This window comes from Paenibacillus konkukensis (genome assembly GCF_023523925.1).
GTDB lineage: Bacteria > Bacillota > Bacilli > Paenibacillales > NBRC-103111 > Paenibacillus_S > Paenibacillus_S doosanensis.
The window spans coordinates 3,613,943-3,631,405 of record NZ_CP027059.1; the positions used below are offsets into that span (position 1 = coordinate 3,613,943).

Genomic DNA, 17,463 nt, shown 5'->3' on the forward strand with positions numbered 1-17,463 from the left:
AGGCTACCCTCGCTATCAGACGTGAACATCGTTGTTATTAGAAGCTGGAGGCTGTTTAGTAAGACCATGGGTTGTTTTTTCCCAATAAAATGGTTTGGTTATTAATTGCCAGGCTGCCTTCACAGCAGCCAAACTCATGAGAAACCAGTAAACTGGCGTTAGCAATGCAGATCTTACAAGAGAATAGGAAAAGACACGTTGATTCTTATATTCCAGATCCCGGATAATCCAATACATACCTGCCACATTACTGTACACGAACAAAAAGTTGCCTATAAAAAACTCAGCCGCCGCCAAATAATAAATAAATCCCGGGAAAAACTGCGGTATCCAGGCCGCCTTCCAGCCGTACCAAAGCACGATCATAAACCAGAAGACCGGATTTAAAAGCGGCAGCATCGGCGTCGCCAGCACCATCACCTGAAAGCCCATAAACCCTTTAAAGCCCAGCTCCTTATACAATCTGAACGGATTGCGCATATGGACGAGCCAGGTTTGCATATAGCCTTTAATCCAGCGGGAGCGTTGGCGAATCCAGTTCCCGACGCGGCTGTTGGCTTCTTCCCAAGTACGCGAATCGACAATCGCGGTCGAATATCCCGCTTTGTAGAGCCGAATCCCGAGATCGGCGTCCTCGGTCACGTTGTACGGGTCCCAGGCGTTAATTTCCTTGAGCGCCGACATTTTGAAGTGATTGGACGTGCCGCCGAGCGGAATCGGAATATCGAGCTGCATGACGCCCGGCAGCAGCAGTTCGAACCACATGCTGTATTCATGCGTGAACCAGCGCGTCAGCAAGTTCTGCTCGCTGTTGAAGTAATTCAGCTTCGCTTGAATGCATACGCAGTGATCCGGGCTTCTTAAGAATGCCGCGTGCACCTTCTTGAGCTGGTCCGGGTCCGGACGGTCCTCGGCGTCATAGATGACGACATATTCGCCCCGGGCGCGAATGAGCCCGTAGTTACAAGCCTTCGGCTTGGTCTTCGGCAAGCTGTGCGGCACGACGATCGTCGTGTAATACGCCGGCAGATTCATGCTCTGGAGAATTTCCTGAGCTTCGATGTCATCCTGTTCGATCAAGAGCCTCACGTCCAGCTTGGCCTTAGGGTAGTCGATTTGTTCGATATTATCCAGCAAATGCGGAATGACCTGGCTTTCCTTATACATGGGAACCAGAATCGTATAGACCGGCAGCTTCCGCTCGTCGATCGCGTCGATCTCTTCCTTCGTAAACCGGATCTGCGCGAAGTCGCGGGTGCCATACATAACGATCAGAAACTTGAACAATGTCATCAAAAAGTAGAAAAGCTGAACCGCTACGTTAGCTACGATCAGCGTATGAAACCAGTCCAAGCCTAAGCTGACCAGCAGCAGGAAAAGCATAATTCCCACCACGCCGAGCTGAGGCCTTGTGAACGTAATGTGAGCCGAGTTCTGCGGCTGCTCGACCACCAGCTTCTGCGTACTTTCGTGCAGCAGCTCGGACTGGTAAACTTCCTTCCAGAAAAACTCCATTTCCTCCCGCGTCGCCAGCACCTGTTCGATCGGCAGGCCGAGCAAGCTTTCGATGGAGCGAATGGCCTCCTCTTTCAGCGGGCTGCCGACGGCAACCAAATACCGGTTCAGGTCCCTGTTGATGACAACGGCATCGTACTGCCTTGCCATATACTCCGGAAGCTTGTTTTCTTCTTCGAACGAGTATTCGGAGCCGATGCGTCCCAGATTGTTTTGCGTCGCGATATGGCGGTACAGCTTCTCCGGCTCGATAAACCGCAGCGACATGAGAATATCTCCGAGCAGCCCGCCGCTCTTGTTTTGAAACTCCAGCGCTTTCTGCAGCTGCTCCTGCGAAATCGCACCGGTTTCGACCAGCATTTCGCCAAGGCGGCCCTTCTGCGCTTGACGGTTCATAATGGCCCCGATGCGAGCCCGGTCCGTAAACCCCATTTCGGCTATAATATCGCCGAGCCGACCGCCGTACTTGCGCTGCCGCTCCATGGCTTCCTGGAGCTGCTCCTCGCTGACGAGCCCTTCGTTCACCAGAAGATCGCCGAGCCGCGGCTGCATTTGGGGCTTCTGCTCCAGCGGCGGATCGTCCAGCATCGGAACGAAGCCGTCGCGGTCCATGATTTCCAGCTTATGCGCAATCAGTTGATCGACAAGCCGGTCTTTATGCTCCAGCTCACGCTTTAGCTGTTTTACCGTCTCTGCCAGCTGTTCCAGCTGCTGCTGCTGCTCGCGCTGTTCGCGCTGCACAAATTGCTTGTAATCCCGGCAGCGTTTCTCTAGCGCCTCAATCTCCCGGTCGGTCGACTTTTTGCGGAGCCCGGACCATGAAGTTCCGAACGGTCTTACCGGCTTTCGTTTTGCGTTATCCATCGCTTTAAGCTCGTCTCCAGTTGATCCAGCTCAGCCAAGTTTTTGCGAAGGTCCTCGATTTCACTCAGCAGCTCCGCTTGCGCCAGTTGAAACGATTCCTTCCCTTCCTGCTGCTGTTGATTCAGGAGCAGCATTTCCGTTTCCAGCAAAGAAACATATCGCCGCACTTTTTTGGCATTATAACCAAGCAGCGCTTTTCTCTCTCTCACGGCAGCTCACCCTCTTGTAAGTCATATTTCTGTCATTCTCACGATTTCGATTAGCTCCGCAGGCGCCAGCGCTCTCAAGCGGGCACGATCGCCATGTTCGAGCGTGATCTGCATGCCGGGCGAAGAAGCAGCTTCTTCGCCGTTGACGGTTAAACCAAGCAAGCCCTGCAGTACGGTCAAGGAGATCGTTTTCCGCCCTTTATCCGCTTCCGCGAGCGCCTCAACCTCCATTTGCTCCCCGGTTTCAAGTCGAAGCTTGCTTGTCGTTACGACACTTCCGTCGGCAAAAGCGGATTGATCCAGCAGCTGCCGCTGCACCCGGACGGATTCGCCCCGTTTAGGCTGCTTCCCCTCCATCATTTGATGCCATGCATGCTTTAACTGCGCGCTCTCTTCTTTATGTGCAACCAGAATTCCTTCGTCGCTCGCGGCCACCACCACATCCGATAACCCGAGGACGAGAATCGGCATCTTCAGTTCATTGACGATATGAACATTGCGGCAGCCGTCCGCAATAAAGCCTTCCCCCGTCACAGGCCCGCTCATCTCTTCGGTCAAAGTAGACCAGGTTCCGAGGTCTTTCCACGGCCCGTCATACATCACTCCGGCCAGGCTTCGTTCCTTCTCCAACACGGCATAATCGAAGCTTCGGCATTCCAGGCCGTCGTATTGAGACAATAGCCGCTCATAAGACGAAGGCAAACCAAGCTCGTTTAATTTATCCAGCAAAAACCCCACACGAAAGCAAAAGACCCCGCAATTCCACAGACCGCCGAGTTCTATGTACCGCGCCGCACGGTCCGCCGAAGGCTTTTCGTAAAATTGCCGCACGGTAAAAACGTCCCCTTCACAGCGGTCAGGGATCAAGTACCCGTATTTCTCCGATGGAAACGCCGGCCGCACTCCCATTAAAGCCACTTGGGCGCCGGTCCGCTCCAACGCAGCCGGCAGCTTGTCCAGAGCATCGTAGAACGAATCCGTCACCTGCCCGTCTACCGGCATTACGGCCACATATTCGTCCCGCGGCACGCCCCGTACAGAGTGCAAGTAACTCACCGACAACGCGATGGCCGGAAACGTGTCCCGCTTGGACGGCTCCAGCACCAGCTCGGCCTCTTCCCCCAACTGCTCTCTCAGCAAATGACACTGACCGGCCGAAGCGGCTATGACAGCCGAGCGGCGCATCCCCCGCCGTTCCAGCTGCTTCCACACCCTTTGCAGCATGGAGACCGGTCTTGCCCGTTCATCTTTAAAAAGGGGCAGAAATTGCTTGGAACGCTGCTCATTGGATAGCGGCCATAACCTTACCCCCGAGCCGCCGGACAATAGTATCATTTTCAATATCCATCACCCTATCCTTAAGCAGAGTACATTAGGTACATAATAGAAAGCATTGTAAAACGAGGCATGTGCGGCGAAGGTCCTGTTTGATCTCAATGCGAAAGTAAAAAAATGCGAATTTTGGTAAAAATAAGCACAAAGTCCCATGTGCATTGTGTAATTGTATGATACCATAAAATTTTTGTAAAATAATTAAGAAAATATTAGCTGTTGGTTAAGAAGTCAGAACAAATCCCCCAAAAGCCATCCATGCCGCTACGCGGCACCACAGACAATGGAAATGGGGTACCAAGAGTAATTTCCAGGGTAGTGACGTGATGCTCTGAAGCTTATTCCGTCCGCATCCAGCTTCGGCTGGATCGGCGTCTAACCAATCCGCCGGGATCGTTCTATGGTTAGACATTACTTTCGGGGAACCCCCGGATATCCACAGGAAATTGCTGCGCATCATTTCCTAAACAATAAAAAAAGATCACCTACCGCCGAATTCACATTCAGGGTACGTGATCTTTATTGTTTTAGTTACGCATTTACTTTTTGTTTGGCTGCTGTAGCCAGGTCGTTGAACGCGTTGATGTCGTTTACGGCCAGATCGGCGAGGATCTTACGGTTTACTTCAATGCCGGACAATTTCAAGCCGTGCATGAATTTGCTGTAGGACAAGCCGTTCATGCGAGCCGCTGCGTTGATACGAGTGATCCACAATTTGCGGAAATCGCGTTTCTTTTGACGGCGGTCACGGTATGCGTACAACAAGGACTTCATCACTTGCGCATTTGCTGTTTTAAATAAACGGTGTTTGGAACCGAAGTAGCCTTTAGCCAATTTCAAAATCTTTTTATGACGACGACGAGTTACGAACCCGCCCTTTACTCTTGCCATGATTCATTACCTCCAAAGTTTAAGTAGAATAATGTGCTTATGAGAATTAACCTTTGATGTTAGCCAGTTGCTGTTTCAAGCGTCTTACGTCGCCCGCAGCCATAACCGGATTCGAAGCCAGCACGCGCTTTTGACGAGCGGATTTGCCGGACAACAAGTGGTTTCTGTAAGCTTTGTATCTTTTCACTTTGCCGGTACCTGTAATCTTGAAACGGCCTTTCAAGCTGCTATGTGTTTTCATTTTTGGCATGACGTGTAGTCCTCCTTATAAATTATGCTTGCTGTTTCGGCGATAAAATCATGATCATGCTGCGGCCTTCCAGCTTCGGTCTGCGCTCAACGATGCACAGCTCCTCCACTTCCGTGGCCATCCGCTCAAGCACCTTTTGTCCGATGCTCGCATGGGCGATCTCACGACCGCGGAAACGCACACTGAGTTTCACCTTGTCGCCGTCATTCAAAAACTTCACGACGTTGCGCTGCTTCGTTTGGAAGTCGTGCTCATCGATCGTGGCGCTCAGGCGAACTTCTTTAATTTCGATGACTTTTTGGTTTTTACGGGCTTCTTTTTCTTTCTTCTGCATTTCATAGCGGTATTTCCCGTAATCCATAATCCGGCACACCGGCGGCTTCGCCGTTGGGGCAACATTGACCAAGTCCAAGCTTGCGTCCGCAGCGATTTGCAGCGCTTCGCGGATCGGCTTAATGCCGAGCTGTTCTCCATCTGCACCGATCAGACGAACTTCCTTCGCCCGAATCTCATCGTTAATTAAATGTTCTGTACTAATAACCTGCCACCTCCAAAATGGATTGTGAGAATGTGTGTGAAACACGTCGGGTACGACGCCTTCCAAGAGCGACCGCTTGGGCGGAAGTTTTATCGCTAATAGGAACCCGGCCGGCCGCGGTTGCAACTCAAGCCGACTTTGAAGCTCCTATGCGCTAAAATAAGAAAGACGCGGGCACAAGCGCCCACGTCCGGTAAAGTTTCAAGTGATTGAATTCCATTCCCTATTCACTCTAGCTTATAACCAGCCAACCCAAGGTCGGTCAGGTGAGAAGCGGACGCTTCTTCTTTTGCACCAAAGTATCATACCATAATGCGAACCGATAAGTCAACTGCCGGCCTATATCGACCGCGAGAATCAGCTAACCTGCTTGCTTTGCACGTCCTCCAGACGAATAACCCGCGTATGCTCAGTGTGGCTCCACTGCTTGTTATTTTGCGTGAAGAACGCATAGACGGTAATCGGCCACCAGGATAGCATGAATACCGGGAAGGTAATCAGGTAAAGCCAAGTTTTCCAAGATGCCTTCTCGATGATGAGCGCCAGCGGAAACTGAATGTAGCTCAAGATCCCGACGACCATGAACAAGTTCGGCGCGTAATCGAACAAAGAGCGCAAGGAATGCATGCCCGGCATCATCATATCGATCCACAAAGCGAGCGTAACGACGGAACCGATCAGCACGACGTACACGTTCAGCGCGTAGACGGCGGTGTCGATCTTCGCCCAGCTTCCTTCCTTCAGCCCTTTCAGAAACAGCGGGAAGAAGTAACGGCGCGCCACGTCGAAATGGCCTTGCATCCATCTCAGACGCTGTCTTGCCGAAGCTTTGAAGGTGAGCGGCTTCTCGTCGTACACCTTGGCATCGTAATTGAACGTAGGATTAATTCCGCGCTGCACGCAGCGCATTGTAAACTCCAAATCCTCGACGAGGCTCGTCGCGCCCCAGCCGATCTCCTTCAGCAGACCGGTTTCAAAGCACATGCCCGTTCCGCCCAGGAAGTTGGCCAAGCCGAGGTTTTCGCGGGGCAGCTGCCACAGACGGTTGCAATACCAATAAGTGACCGCATAAGCCGCGGTAATCCAGGAGTCGTTCGGATTCTTCGTATCCAGATAAGCTTGGATGACCTTGGAGCCGTTGCACAAATCGTTGTTCATATGCTTCAAATAATCCGGGTTGACCAGATTGTCCGCGTCGAACATGACGACCGCATCGTAGCTGCGGGGCATCTTCCAAAGCTCCTTCAGCATCCACTCGATCGCATAACCTTTCCCTCTCAACTTAGGATTGTTGCGCTCGCAGGCGTATACTCCCATGCTGCGGGAAATTTGCGCGGTTTGGTCCGAGCAATTATCGCAAATCACGAAAATATCGTACATTTCTTTCGGATAATCCAGGTTTTTCAAATTGTCGATCAGCGCTCCGACGACTTGCTCTTCGTTATGGGCCGCAACCAGTATGGCAAACGATTTTTGCGGCGCATGCTGCGCTTTGTCCTTGCGGCGGAACCAGCCGAAGCATGTCAAAAACAGCTGATATCCTCCTACGAGGGCCAAGACAATCTGAATCGCCAGTAAAACATTGTCCAGCATCATAAATCCCCCTTTTGTATGTACCCCAAAGTCTTCTATCTCTCTCTACTCTATAGTTATCAACTTCGATGGTCTCTTTTGGATTTGTGTGGGTAGCCGAATATGATTTTCCTCTCTTTACCCCGTTTTGTCAAAAGCTGCTGTAAGCCCCTTTAAGTCAGATCTCTGAAATATACGGTGAAAATCAGGGCAATTGGGGCAAAGCTCTTTGCCAACCAACCGTTTACGACTTATTTTCATCGATTATCAGCGTTTTTATATTTTTCATTGCGTTGTATGGCGAACGCACTCATTCTCTACGACGCGTCCTGATTGCACAGCACCTCCCTACCGTAATGTACGGTCTCTCTAAGAGACGAAATCTCACGACTGCTCCATGCTGTATAACGGCCGTTTACCGGCCGCCGGGAACGGTATCCCCCACTATGATACAACAATTCCACAGTGTGTACAAATTCGGAAGAATCTGCCGATTGCCATGCGAATCCGCTGCTGCCGCAGGACTTTCCCGGTTTCTCGCGTTCCGCCCTCACCGCTCGGGCCCTTAAGAAAGAGCGTTCCCGAAACTCGTCGAATGCGGCGAATACCCGCTCGCGCTGCTGCAATTCCCTGCTAGCTTCCTATACGGCTCCTCCCATGAAAACAGGGCGAAATACCCATCGGGCTTCGCCGCAATTCCTCTTCATTCGGGCCGGGTCGACAGCGGTCTTTCGTTAATGCCTTAAGCCGATCGGCGCAGAGGCCGGGTCAGGGATAGCTGCCGGGGATTCCGGATATAATAAAAGGAAATTATATGAAAAAGCCTCTGTCCGAGCCGATCAAAGATGAGCGAACGCGTCCTGTGGTGCAGCAGATTTAGTATTCATTTGATATTCCATTAACAATTGCGGATTACAATATGTATATGCGTTACAAGGACAGCTTATCCCATTTTTCTTGAAGGAGGCCTACGTTCATGAGCCGGGTTTTCTCATGGCTGCAGCAGCGCGAGCGACGCGTGTTTTATTGGATGAACCGCCGGCTCCGGCATTCCGCGCTGAACGTTTTGTTTCATGCCGCAACCCATCTAGGCGGTGCCGCGTTTACGATCGCCGCCGCTCTTTCCTTAAGCTTGTTCGGTTCGGGCAGCCTGCAGTGGATCGGCCTGCATTGCTGCGCAACGCTTGCGCTCAGTCACATTCCGGTAGCCGTTATGAAACGGGTCTACCCGCGGCTTCGCCCTTATCTTGATCTTCCCGGCATTCATACATGCAAAAATCCGCTGACCGATCATTCTTTCCCGTCGGGCCATACGACGGCCTGCTTCGCCATTGCGCTTCCTATTGCTTACGCGCTGCCGTGGCTTAGTCCTATTTTACTTCCTGTTGCATTCTTTGTTGGCTTGTCGCGTATATATTTAGGACTGCACTATCCATCCGACTGCTTGGCGGGCCTGTTCATCGCCGCAGCCGCGGCTTGGGCCACCGCTCCTTTTATCGGCTGACAGCCTTGCGGTCCGGTTTGATCCGGGGATAGCGGCGGCAATGCGTTATTTGTTGGAAAATCCATTGTCACAAGGTATGGTGAAGCGCTATGCGTAAAAAAAGGGTCTTGCTATTATCCGAAGGCTTCGGAGCCGGACATACTCAAGCCGCTCACGCCCTTTCCCGAGGCCTTCGCATGCTGTCGCCCGATATCCAGACGCGAGTTTTGGAGCTCGGCTCTTTTCTCCATCCAACGCTGGCTCCCTGGATTTTTACCGCTTACCGCAAGACCGTTACATCGCAGCCCAAGCTGTACGGAATGATGTACCGATACAAACATAAGAAATCTTTAAACCGCTTCACCCGGCTCGCGCTGCACCGGATTTTCTATGCTCATGCGGCCGAAGTCATCGCGCAGCTGCGTCCCGATACGGTCGTCTGCACACACCCGTTCCCAAGTGCCGTCATCTCCCGGCTGAAGCGAACCGGTCTGAACGTCCCTTTGTGCACCGTCATTACCGATTATGATGCTCACGGTACCTGGGTTAGTCCGGAAGTGAACAAATATCTGGTATCGACTCCCGATGTGAAGCGGCAGCTGCTCGCACGCGGCGTCGCGGCCGACAGTGTGGAGGTGACGGGAATCCCCGTCCACCCCAACTTCTGGGAGCCGCATAACCGCGAGGAGCTGCGGACGCGCTTCCGGCTGAAGGCAATGCCAACCGTGCTGATAATGGGGGGCGGCTGGGGGCTTATGGACAGCGAGCCGTTTCTGCAGCATTTTACGCGTTGGCGGGATCGCATTCAACTGATCCTCTGCCTCGGGAACAACGAGAAGGCGCTGCAGGCGCTGTCCGAAGACGAGCGCTTCCGGCACGAAAACATTCGGCTGCTGGGGTTCACCAAAGAAGTCGACAAATGGATGGACGTGTCGGATCTGCTCATTACCAAGCCCGGCGGAATGACTTGTACGGAAGCGCTGGCCAAAGGGATTCCCATGCTGTTCTACAAGCCTATTCCGGGGCAGGAGGAAGAAAATCTGCAGTATTTCACCGAACACGGATTCGGCGAGCAGATCCGATCGGAGGAAACGATCGAATATTGGTTCAAGCTGCTGATCAGCCGTTATCCCGATATGCAAAAACGCCGCATTCGCTTAAATCCGCAAACGAGCGGCTACAATCCGATGAACTCGATCCACGCGATTATGGATATTTTGCAGCGCTCCAGAGGGTTCATCGAGTCTTCCAAACCGGCAAGCATCGAGCTGCAGACCAGCTTGGAGCTGCAAAGCAAATAAGCAAGCCGGGCCGGCTGTAGGCCTGGCTTGCTTTGCTGCAAGCTTCCACATTATGTTTAATCTTCCGGAGTCTCTTTTTTAAGCTCTTCGCTGTCGCGCTTCTCCTGCAGCTCCAGTTGATGCAGATGCGTGTTCAGCGCATTCTGCCCGATCACGACTTCGACGCGGTAAATGTTCATTCCCTTTTCGTGAAACTTCGTTTCATATTCCGTCATGACCAGATCGGTGCGGGGACCGTCAGCATGAAGATCGAGCGAAATATTGCGCATTCGAAGACCCATATCGGCAAAAGAATTCAACGAGAATTCAAAGAGCGATCTGGAATCCGTCTTAAAGTGGATTTGCCCGTCATCGTTCAAAATATCGATATATTTGCGAACGAAGCCGAAATGAGTCAGCCGGCGGCGCGCATGGCGTTTCTTGGGCCACGGATCGCTGAAGTTCAAATAAACGCGTTCGAGCTCGTTGGAGTCGAAAATCTCTTCAATTTTTTCAATATTAAACAAGGCAAGCTTCAAATTGTCCAGGGAGCCGCCGTTTTCCTCGCGGGAGTGCTGCGCTTTCTCCGCCGCTCTGCGCATCAGTTCATCATACATATCCACGCCTATGTAGTTAATATCGGGATTCAAGGAGCTAAGCTGGCTAATAAAGCGTCCTTTCCCCATACCAAGTTCGACATGAATCGGCCTGTCATTGCCGAACAATTCCTTCCATTTGCCTTTATAAGCAGCTGGATTTAATATGATAAGATCCGGCTGTGCCTCTAATGCTTCCCTGATACCTTTCCGGCCACGTAAACGCATAGTCATCCTCCAAAACAACTGCATGATCGTTATAGTTCAGTGACGATTATACTCTGAATCGCTCCTAAAGAAAAGGTCGGCCCGGGCAATAATCTGCCTGCAAGCCGACTTTTTCCGACATCATGACAAGTTGTTACACTTCAATCAGCCGGCCATTCAAGCTTTGCGAGCTCCGGCTGCCAAATGCGGCTGCTGCAAACCCGATTAACGCTCGTCGACTTCGCGGCGGTTATTGCTGCGCAATCCGGCAAGACCGATCAGACCGAGCAAGCCCAGCCAGCCCCAGCCGGAGCCGGTTCTTGTCGTCGTATCGGCATTGGCGCGATAACTGTACGTATCGTAGTTACCGCCGTAGCCGTACGGTTTGTACGTATTATTATCATACGTATTGCCGTACGTATTCATCCGGTTCAGCAGGTTGTTGCCGTAATTGCGTGTCGTCGTATCGGTTGTTGTCGTTCCGTTGGTTCCGTAAGTGGAAGTCGTCCCGGTTGTTCCGGTTGTTCCGGTTGTTCCGGTTGTACCCGTTGTTCCGGTCCCGGTGGAAGTCATGCCTGTCGTGTTGGTAGTATCGACATTATAAGTGCCGTAGTTACCTGCAGTTTGCGTTGTCGTACCGGTGCCGTACGTCCCCGTACCGGTTGTGCCGTAAGTTCCCGTGCCAGTCGTGCCGTAGGAGGAAGAAGTTGTCGTTCCGGATTCGGCAAATGCTTGTGCGCCGCCAAATCCCAACGAAGCCGTCAAAGCCAGAGCCAACACGGTTTTGCTAAACTTGTTCATGGTTTAGTGATCTCCCTTCGCTGCTTGTAATGTTGGTGCACTTATAGCATGGTCGTCGGCGACGTCAAATATCCTTCGCTTCGAATAGGAGCTTTTGTCAAGGAAAAATTCGCAAAGGGCCGGTTTTTACGTTAAAATAAAGGTGGGGAAACCGCGGGCCAAGCCGCTTTCACCCATTCATTCTTGAATTCGGCGGTAAATAATTGAAGCTAAAAAGGAGTCTTATATAGATGAAGCAAGTCGAACATGCTCCTATGCCGTCCTCATGGGGAGATAAACGTTTTCATACATGGAATGCAGAAATGCGCCGCCAATTCGGCACCAAGGTTTTCAAGGTCATGCTGGACGCCGGATTTACTTGCCCGAACCGCGACGGATCGATAGCGGCCGGAGGCTGTACGTTCTGCAGCGCCCGCGGCTCGGGCGATTTCGCGGGCAGCCGCCGCGACGATCTGGTAACCCAATTCAATACGATCCGCGATCTGCAGCATAAGAAATGGCCCGATGCGAAATATATCGGTTATTTCCAGGCTTACACCAATACGTACGCTCCCGTCGAGGAATTGAGGGAATATTATGAAGTCATTTTGCAGCAGCCCGGCGTGGTCGGCCTATCCATCGCTACGCGCCCGGATTGCTTGCCCGACGATGTCGTCGAATATTTGGACGAATTGAACGAAAGAACGTATTTATGGGTGGAAATGGGATTGCAGACGATCCACGAATCGACGTCGCAATTGATCAACCGGGCTCACGATACCCAATGCTATCTGGATGCGGTGGCCAAGCTTCGCAAGCATAACATTAGAACCTGCGCCCATATTATTTACGGTTTGCCTGGGGAAACGCATGAGATGATGCTGGAAACCGGCCGCGCCGTCTCCAAGATGGACGTGCAGGGAATTAAAATTCATCTGCTTCACCTGATGCGCAAAACGCCTATGGTCAAGCAGTATGAAGCCGGTCTGCTGCAGTTTCTGGAAAAGGACGAGTACGTCAAGCTCGTGGTCGACACGCTGGAAACACTGCCTCCCGAGATGATCGTCCATCGTTTGACCGGGGACGCTCCGAGGGATCTGCTCATCGGTCCTATGTGGAGTCTAAAAAAATGGGAAGTCCTGAACGCTTTCGATCAGGAGCTCCGGCTGCGCGATACGTGGCAAGGGAAGAAGTGGAGTCCGGCCTAACCCGAACCGGAAGGAGTGAACCTTCTATGAAAAAGAGGAGAAGAACGTCATCCTGGATGGCGGCGCTGCTCGCGCTGGCCATGCTCTCGGGCTGCGGCGAGGAATCGCCGCCGCAAAACAGCCCTGCGCCCGCGACGCCCGAGGCGGGCGGGCTGCTCACACCGCCGCAGGCGGGCGCGGACACGGACGCGGAGGCGAAGCCGTCCGATACCGGGACCGCCCCTGGCGGTGGAGACGCCGCCGGCGCGCCGGCGGCGAGCGAGCCCGCGGCGGCGCCGGGGAGCGCCGAGGCGAAGGGCGGCGTCTCAGCGGCTTCGGCCGCGCCGCAAGCGGAATCGGCGGGCGAGGCGAATACGCCCGCGCCGACAGCGACGCCGAAGCCGACGCCATCGCCGGCGCCGCAGAAGCAGCTGCCTGCGTCGACGCTGCCGCAACCGTCGGCGCCCGCGAAGGCGCCGGAGCCGACCGCACCTGCGGCGCCCGCGAAGCCGCAGACGGGCATGCAGGAGCCGGCGAAGGCGCCGGAAGACCCCGCCAAGGCAAGCGGCGGGGACAAGCCTTCGTCGCCGGCTCCAGCCGTGCAAGACCCTTTCACGCCGCCCAAGTTCGGCGGCGGTTAATCACTAGCTGTTAGCAACGGAGGCAATCATTGTATGGGTTTCTTATCCATTTTAAGCTTCGCTCATAAACTGATTCAGGAACGTGTCGCCCCGGGAGAAACCGTCGTAGACGCTACGGCGGGCAACGGGGTGGACACGGTTTTTTTAGCTAAATGTGTAGGAGCTGCCGGCAGCGTGCATGTCTTCGATATTCAGGAGCACGCTCTGGAGCAGACAAGGCGAAGACTGGCCAAAGAGCTGACCGGCCCCGCTCCCGTTCATTTTCATCTGTGCAGCCATGCGATGCTGAAAACACAGCTGCCGGAATCGGCGCACGGACAAGTCGGCGCTGTCATGTTTAATCTCGGGTATTTGCCAGGAGCGGACGAATCCACCATAACGACGCCGGAATCGACGCTCCCCGCTCTCGACTCGGCGCTGGAGCTGTTGCGGCAAGGCGGCATTTTGACTATCGCATTGTATACGGGACACGAAGGCGGAGAGCATGAAGCTGCGGCAGTCCAGCTCTGGGCGCAGCAGCTGCCGCAGCAGCAATTTCAGGCGCTTGAATATCGGTTTATTAACCGGGACAATCACCCGCCTTATTTGATAGCGGTAGAAAAAAAACGGCTGCATTGATATAATGACCTAATTAAACTGGCCGGACAAGCGTATCCGCGGCGCATTCGTACTGGCGAAGCGCTTGCCGGCAAAATGAATAACAGGAAGGCAGGAACAACGCTTGAAACCGTATCCTTTATTATTTCAACCGGAAATGAAAGAACGCGTCTGGGGAGGCCGGGCGCTGGAGCAGTTCGGACTTGAGCTTCCTGACGGCCCGATCGGGGAAGGCTGGATGATCGGCGATCACCCTAACGGCACGACCAAAGTCGCAAATGGAGAATGGGCCGGTCTCGGGCTCGATCAAATTCGGGAGCAATACGGCCGCGAAATTTTCGGCAGCAAAGGCTTCTCCGAGAAGAACGGCCGCTTTCCGCTGCTGATCAAGCTGCTCGATTGTCAGGACGATCTGTCCGTTCAAGTACATCCGAACGACCACTATGAGCGGCTGCCTGAAGGCGAGCTCGGCAAGACGGAGATGTGGTACGTGCTGGACGCCAAGCCGGGCGCCAAAATCATCTATGGATTGAATGAAGGCGTTACGCGCGAGCAGCTCGCCGAGGCGATCGCTCAAAACCGCGTATTGGACTGCCTGCGCGAAATTTCGGTCGAGCCGGGAGATTCCTTCTATATCCCGGCAGGAACGGTGCACGCCTTGGGAGCCGGCATCCTCGTAGCCGAAATTCAGCAAAACTCCGACAGTACGTACCGTCTGTACGACTATAACCGGATGGGACTTGACGGCAAGCCGCGAGAGCTGCATATCGAAGACTCCCTGAATGTCATTGCCTATGAAGGCTCCGGCGCGACGTATATGAAAACCGATCTGGCGGCCGCTAATCAATGGCTGGCTTTGGCCGAATCGCCGTTCTTCATTACCGAGAAAGGTCAAGTCGATCGGCCGTGGAAGCTGCATACGAACGGAGACAGCTTCGTCATTCATATTATTTGCGACGGTACGGGCGAGCTGTCCTGGGCGGACGGCACGATCGCCGTCAAGCGCGGAGAATGCTATCTCATTCCCGCCAATCTGGGGCAATATACGCTGTCCGGCTCGATGACCGTGCTGCGCAGCTATTTGCCTTAAGCCGAGCGAGCCCGTACGCCGGTGAACATCTGAAGTCAGCCGTTCCTTTATTAAAGGAGCGGCTGTTTTTTTATGAACATTCGCAAACTAACAGAAAAAGCCCGCTTCCTCCGCCAAAAACCGGCGAAAGGAGACGAGCCTGATATAACTTTAGCCCCATTTGGTACGACCATCCTGAGCCTAACGGGCCATAGGCGCTGCGGCCTCCGTCGTATAATATTGCGGCTTTCCCGAAGCATCCGGCGGAAAATACATAATGAGAAGCTGTTCTTCCCCGATCATTTCCCCTGTGGCCAAATATTGATCGAGACGGAACGGAAGCCGTTCTATCATCACATGCTTGTGCAAATCCTTCTCACCGATGCGGAGCCGCGCAAAGCCTTCGGAAACCAGCTCCGGACGCTCCGCCAGCTGGCGGAAATAAGCGTTCTGCTCCGCCTTGTCCAACTTGTACTCCCACCATATTTTGCGCGGCTTGTATTTGTGACCAAGGAAATAATCCAGCTTCATCAAGCCCTCGATCCTCTCCATCCCCTCGGTTCCGCGATGTATAAGGAACGAATGCAATCGGGTGAACAGATCTTCAAGCTGATGCCCAATCTTCTGCCACCCCCGCGACTCCCAATAATCGCCGAATTCCTGAAAGAAGTCGAACGCCGAAACGAATTGCTCGCGTATCAAATACGAGACGGTATGATCCATCCGGTGTGCGTTCCAGTATTTCTCCAGCACGTCCTCGACCCGCTTAATTCGGACCAGATCGGAAAATGGCAATATATTGTTGCCCAATATCTCATAAGGCGCGTGATCCATATACAGGTAGCCGTATTTTTCCGCATCGGCTCTCATCCCGGTGCCCCGCAGCATTTTGAGAAAGCCGAGCTGCAATTCCTCGGGTCCCAGCTCGAACACATCGTTGAACGTTTTGCGGAACGACCCGTAATCTTCCTCGGGCAAGCCGGCGATCAAATCAAGATGCTGATCGATCTTGCCGCTCTCCTTCACCTTGGTTACGGTACGGGTCAGCTTGGCGAAGTTTTGCCTCCGTTTGACGAGATTATTCGTCATATCATTGGTCGACTGCACGCCGATCTCGAAGCGGAAGATGCCCGGCGGCGCATGCTCCGCTAAGTAATCGAGCACTTCCGGACGCATGATGTCGGCCGTAATTTCGAATTGAAATACGCAGCCCCGGTGGTTATTGATCAGAAATTCGAATATTTCCATCGCGTAATCGCGCTTAATATTGAAGGTTCTGTCTACAAACTTAATCAGCTTCGCACCCGAATCGATTAAATAGGTCAGATCACTTTTGGTCCGTTCCATATCGAAATAGCGGACTCCGACTTCAATCGAAGACAAGCAAAACTGGCAGCTGAACGGGCATCCCCGGCTCGTCTCGAAGTAAACGACGCGGTTCGCCAGACTCGGCACATCCTCGGCAAAGCGGTGCGGCGAAGGAATATCGTCCATCTTCAGCTTCGGACGCGGAGGATTGATAATGACTTTTCCTCCCTTGCGGTAAGCGGCGCCGAATACGCTGTACAGCTTGGCGTCGCCGGTAATTTCCGTCAGCAGGTGGTGGAAGGTCTCTTCCCCTTCTCCCATCACGATAAAATCGACCTCGGGCAGCCGATTCATCCAATACTCGGTATCGTAGGAGACTTCGGGACCTCCGAGCACGACGAGCAGCTGCGGATTAATTTTTTTCAGCATGCTGACGACCGTGATTGTCTCTTCGATGTTCCAGATATAACAGGAAAATCCGACGACATCGGGCCGTTTTTGGTACAAATCGGAGACGATGTTCATCACCGGGTCCTTGATCGTATATTCCGCGATATCGATATCGAAATCTTTTTCGCTGAACGCTTTCAAATAACGGAGCGCCAAAGAAGTATGAATATACTTGGCATTCAGTGTGGACAGCACAACTTTCATTACGAAACCCTCATTTGCTTAGCTTTTATAACTTTATTTTACACGTAAACCGATTTGAACACAAAAAAAAGAAAATGGAACGGTGCGAAATATCCATTCCATTTTCCCGCTATGACCATGTTGATTGCTGTTCCATCTGATCCGCATCCGCTATAAGCGCTCCCGGCACCCATTCATCATGCCGCGTATCCGACCACATATTGGCGAGCGAGGTCAGCTGTTCTTCCACTTGAGCTTTTTGCGAAATGAGCTGTTCTCTGTCCCCTGCCGATTGCCGAATCGTTCTTTGCAGCTGCTGGCGCTGCTCCAGCCGTTTGGCCAATTCATATAAAATCATTATTCTCTTCCTCTCTGTCGTTTCGTTCTTATCCTTATCGTACCGCCCAAACATTAAGACAAGATTAGCGGAACATAAACGGACCGTTAAAAAAAGGTTACAATTTTGTTATCCACTCCTCATTCTTCCCTTATGCGTTGAAATATATGTAAA

The 17,463-nt window shown here is 52.8% G+C and carries 17 protein-coding genes and 1 other annotated feature; of the genes, 6 read left to right on the forward strand and 11 right to left on the reverse strand.

Annotated elements, in window-relative coordinates; all coding sequences use genetic code 11:
* Window positions 1-15: 15 nt before the first annotated feature.
* The 7 genes from SK3146_RS15415 to SK3146_RS15445 all read right to left on the reverse strand — a co-directional run bounded on the left by SK3146_RS15415 (window position 16) and on the right by SK3146_RS15445 (window position 7,192).
* Complete coding sequence (locus tag SK3146_RS15415; protein WP_375295545.1) at window positions 16-2,103, reverse strand: cyclic di-GMP-binding domain-containing protein, MshE-related; 2,088 nt, start codon at window positions 2,101-2,103, stop codon at window positions 16-18.
* Window positions 2,104-2,351: 248 nt separating this feature from the next.
* On the reverse strand, window positions 2,352-2,588 hold the full coding sequence (locus SK3146_RS15420) for a hypothetical protein (protein ID WP_249865859.1): 237 nt from the start codon (window positions 2,586-2,588) through the stop codon (window positions 2,352-2,354).
* Window positions 2,589-2,609: 21 nt separating this feature from the next.
* On the reverse strand, window positions 2,610-3,923 hold the full coding sequence (locus SK3146_RS15425) for a sugar phosphate nucleotidyltransferase (RefSeq protein ID WP_249866313.1): 1,314 nt from the start codon (window positions 3,921-3,923) through the stop codon (window positions 2,610-2,612).
* A gap of 528 nt (window positions 3,924-4,451) precedes the next feature.
* Entirely contained in the window at window positions 4,452-4,811 is a 360-nt protein-coding gene (rplT, locus tag SK3146_RS15430; protein WP_028551438.1) for a 50S ribosomal protein L20, read from the reverse strand.
* A gap of 46 nt (window positions 4,812-4,857) precedes the next feature.
* Window positions 4,858-5,061 carry a 50S ribosomal protein L35 gene (gene rpmI / locus SK3146_RS15435; protein WP_249865860.1) on the reverse strand — a complete coding sequence of 68 codons (204 nt, stop codon included), beginning with the start codon at window positions 5,059-5,061 and terminating at the stop codon, window positions 4,858-4,860.
* A 22-nt stretch (window positions 5,062-5,083) separates the two neighbouring features.
* Window positions 5,084-5,644 carry a translation initiation factor IF-3 gene (gene infC, locus SK3146_RS15440; protein ID WP_249865861.1) on the reverse strand — a complete coding sequence of 187 codons (561 nt, stop codon included), beginning with the start codon at window positions 5,642-5,644 and terminating at the stop codon, window positions 5,084-5,086.
* 109 nt (window positions 5,645-5,753) lie between these two features.
* Window positions 5,754-5,894, reverse strand: a sequence feature (ribosomal protein L20 leader region).
* A gap of 62 nt (window positions 5,895-5,956) precedes the next feature.
* The gene (locus SK3146_RS15445; protein ID WP_249866314.1) at window positions 5,957-7,192 is read right to left on the reverse strand and encodes a glycosyltransferase family 2 protein; all 1,236 of its coding nucleotides are present in this window, start codon (window positions 7,190-7,192) and stop codon (window positions 5,957-5,959) included.
* A gap of 955 nt (window positions 7,193-8,147) precedes the next feature.
* Here SK3146_RS15445 and SK3146_RS15450 point away from each other — a divergent pair.
* Window positions 8,148-8,675, forward strand: coding sequence for a phosphatase PAP2 family protein (locus SK3146_RS15450; RefSeq protein WP_249865862.1), 528 nt, complete (start codon window positions 8,148-8,150; stop codon window positions 8,673-8,675).
* 89 nt (window positions 8,676-8,764) lie between these two features.
* On the forward strand, window positions 8,765-9,955 hold the full coding sequence (locus SK3146_RS15455; RefSeq protein WP_249865863.1) for an MGDG synthase family glycosyltransferase: 1,191 nt from the start codon (window positions 8,765-8,767) through the stop codon (window positions 9,953-9,955).
* 56 nt (window positions 9,956-10,011) lie between these two features.
* On the opposite strand, the gene trmB is transcribed toward SK3146_RS15455, so the two are convergent.
* Both trmB and SK3146_RS15465 read right to left on the reverse strand, forming a co-directional pair.
* Window positions 10,012-10,758 (reverse strand): tRNA (guanosine(46)-N7)-methyltransferase TrmB, encoded by a 747-nt coding sequence (trmB, locus tag SK3146_RS15460; RefSeq protein WP_249865864.1) that lies wholly within the window; start codon window positions 10,756-10,758, stop codon window positions 10,012-10,014.
* Between the two features lie 204 nt (window positions 10,759-10,962).
* Entirely contained in the window at window positions 10,963-11,538 is a 576-nt protein-coding gene (locus tag SK3146_RS15465; RefSeq protein ID WP_249865865.1) for a WGxxGxxG-CTERM domain-containing protein, read from the reverse strand.
* A gap of 230 nt (window positions 11,539-11,768) precedes the next feature.
* Here SK3146_RS15465 and SK3146_RS15470 point away from each other — a divergent pair, with 230 nt between their 5' ends.
* From SK3146_RS15470 to SK3146_RS15485, 4 genes are all read left to right on the forward strand, one after another.
* Window positions 11,769-12,725 (forward strand): tRNA modification radical SAM protein MnmL/YtqA, encoded by a 957-nt coding sequence (locus tag SK3146_RS15470; protein WP_249865866.1) that lies wholly within the window; start codon window positions 11,769-11,771, stop codon window positions 12,723-12,725.
* 26 nt (window positions 12,726-12,751) lie between these two features.
* On the forward strand, window positions 12,752-13,345 hold the full coding sequence (locus SK3146_RS15475; protein ID WP_249865867.1) for a hypothetical protein: 594 nt from the start codon (window positions 12,752-12,754) through the stop codon (window positions 13,343-13,345).
* A gap of 33 nt (window positions 13,346-13,378) precedes the next feature.
* Window positions 13,379-13,963 (forward strand): tRNA 5-(aminomethyl)-2-thiouridylate-methyltransferase MnmM, encoded by a 585-nt coding sequence (locus SK3146_RS15480; RefSeq protein ID WP_249865868.1) that lies wholly within the window; start codon window positions 13,379-13,381, stop codon window positions 13,961-13,963.
* 136 nt (window positions 13,964-14,099) lie between these two features.
* Window positions 14,100-15,032 (forward strand): type I phosphomannose isomerase catalytic subunit, encoded by a 933-nt coding sequence (locus SK3146_RS15485; protein WP_249865869.1) that lies wholly within the window; start codon window positions 14,100-14,102, stop codon window positions 15,030-15,032.
* A gap of 180 nt (window positions 15,033-15,212) precedes the next feature.
* Here SK3146_RS15485 and SK3146_RS15490 read toward each other — a convergent pair whose 3' ends face one another.
* Window positions 15,213-16,973 carry a B12-binding domain-containing radical SAM protein gene (locus tag SK3146_RS15490; protein ID WP_249865870.1) on the reverse strand — a complete coding sequence of 587 codons (1,761 nt, stop codon included), beginning with the start codon at window positions 16,971-16,973 and terminating at the stop codon, window positions 15,213-15,215.
* A gap of 109 nt (window positions 16,974-17,082) precedes the next feature.
* Window positions 17,083-17,310, reverse strand: coding sequence for a hypothetical protein (locus tag SK3146_RS15495; RefSeq protein WP_249865871.1), 228 nt, complete (start codon window positions 17,308-17,310; stop codon window positions 17,083-17,085).
* Window positions 17,311-17,463 lie beyond the last annotated feature (153 nt).

What these genes read in the sequence shown, in the direction of transcription:
- SK3146_RS15415 (WP_375295545.1), bottom strand. Translation starts at nt 2,103, where the DNA reads ATGCTGGACGATCCGCCGCTGGAGCAGAAGCCCCAAATGCAGCCGCGG.
- SK3146_RS15425 (WP_249866313.1), bottom strand. Translation starts at nt 3,923, where the DNA reads ATGATACTATTGTCCGGCGGCTCGGGGGTAAGGTTATGGCCGCTATCC.
- rplT (WP_028551438.1), bottom strand. Translation starts at nt 4,811, where the DNA reads ATGGCAAGAGTAAAGGGCGGGTTCGTAACTCGTCGTCGTCATAAAAAG.
- rpmI (WP_249865860.1), bottom strand. Translation starts at nt 5,061, where the DNA reads ATGCCAAAAATGAAAACACATAGCAGCTTGAAAGGCCGTTTCAAGATT.
- SK3146_RS15445 (WP_249866314.1), bottom strand. Translation starts at nt 7,192, where the DNA reads ATGCTGGACAATGTTTTACTGGCGATTCAGATTGTCTTGGCCCTCGTA.
- SK3146_RS15450 (WP_249865862.1), top strand. Translation starts at nt 8,148, where the DNA reads ATGAGCCGGGTTTTCTCATGGCTGCAGCAGCGCGAGCGACGCGTGTTT.
- SK3146_RS15455 (WP_249865863.1), top strand. Translation starts at nt 8,765, where the DNA reads ATGCGTAAAAAAAGGGTCTTGCTATTATCCGAAGGCTTCGGAGCCGGA.
- trmB (WP_249865864.1), bottom strand. Translation starts at nt 10,758, where the DNA reads ATGCGTTTACGTGGCCGGAAAGGTATCAGGGAAGCATTAGAGGCACAG.
- SK3146_RS15465 (WP_249865865.1), bottom strand. Translation starts at nt 11,538, where the DNA reads ATGAACAAGTTTAGCAAAACCGTGTTGGCTCTGGCTTTGACGGCTTCG.
- SK3146_RS15470 (WP_249865866.1), top strand. Translation starts at nt 11,769, where the DNA reads ATGAAGCAAGTCGAACATGCTCCTATGCCGTCCTCATGGGGAGATAAA.
- SK3146_RS15475 (WP_249865867.1), top strand. Translation starts at nt 12,752, where the DNA reads ATGAAAAAGAGGAGAAGAACGTCATCCTGGATGGCGGCGCTGCTCGCG.
- SK3146_RS15480 (WP_249865868.1), top strand. Translation starts at nt 13,379, where the DNA reads ATGGGTTTCTTATCCATTTTAAGCTTCGCTCATAAACTGATTCAGGAA.
- SK3146_RS15485 (WP_249865869.1), top strand. Translation starts at nt 14,100, where the DNA reads ATGAAAGAACGCGTCTGGGGAGGCCGGGCGCTGGAGCAGTTCGGACTT.
- SK3146_RS15490 (WP_249865870.1), bottom strand. Translation starts at nt 16,973, where the DNA reads ATGAAAGTTGTGCTGTCCACACTGAATGCCAAGTATATTCATACTTCT.
- SK3146_RS15495 (WP_249865871.1), bottom strand. Translation starts at nt 17,310, where the DNA reads ATGATTTTATATGAATTGGCCAAACGGCTGGAGCAGCGCCAGCAGCTG.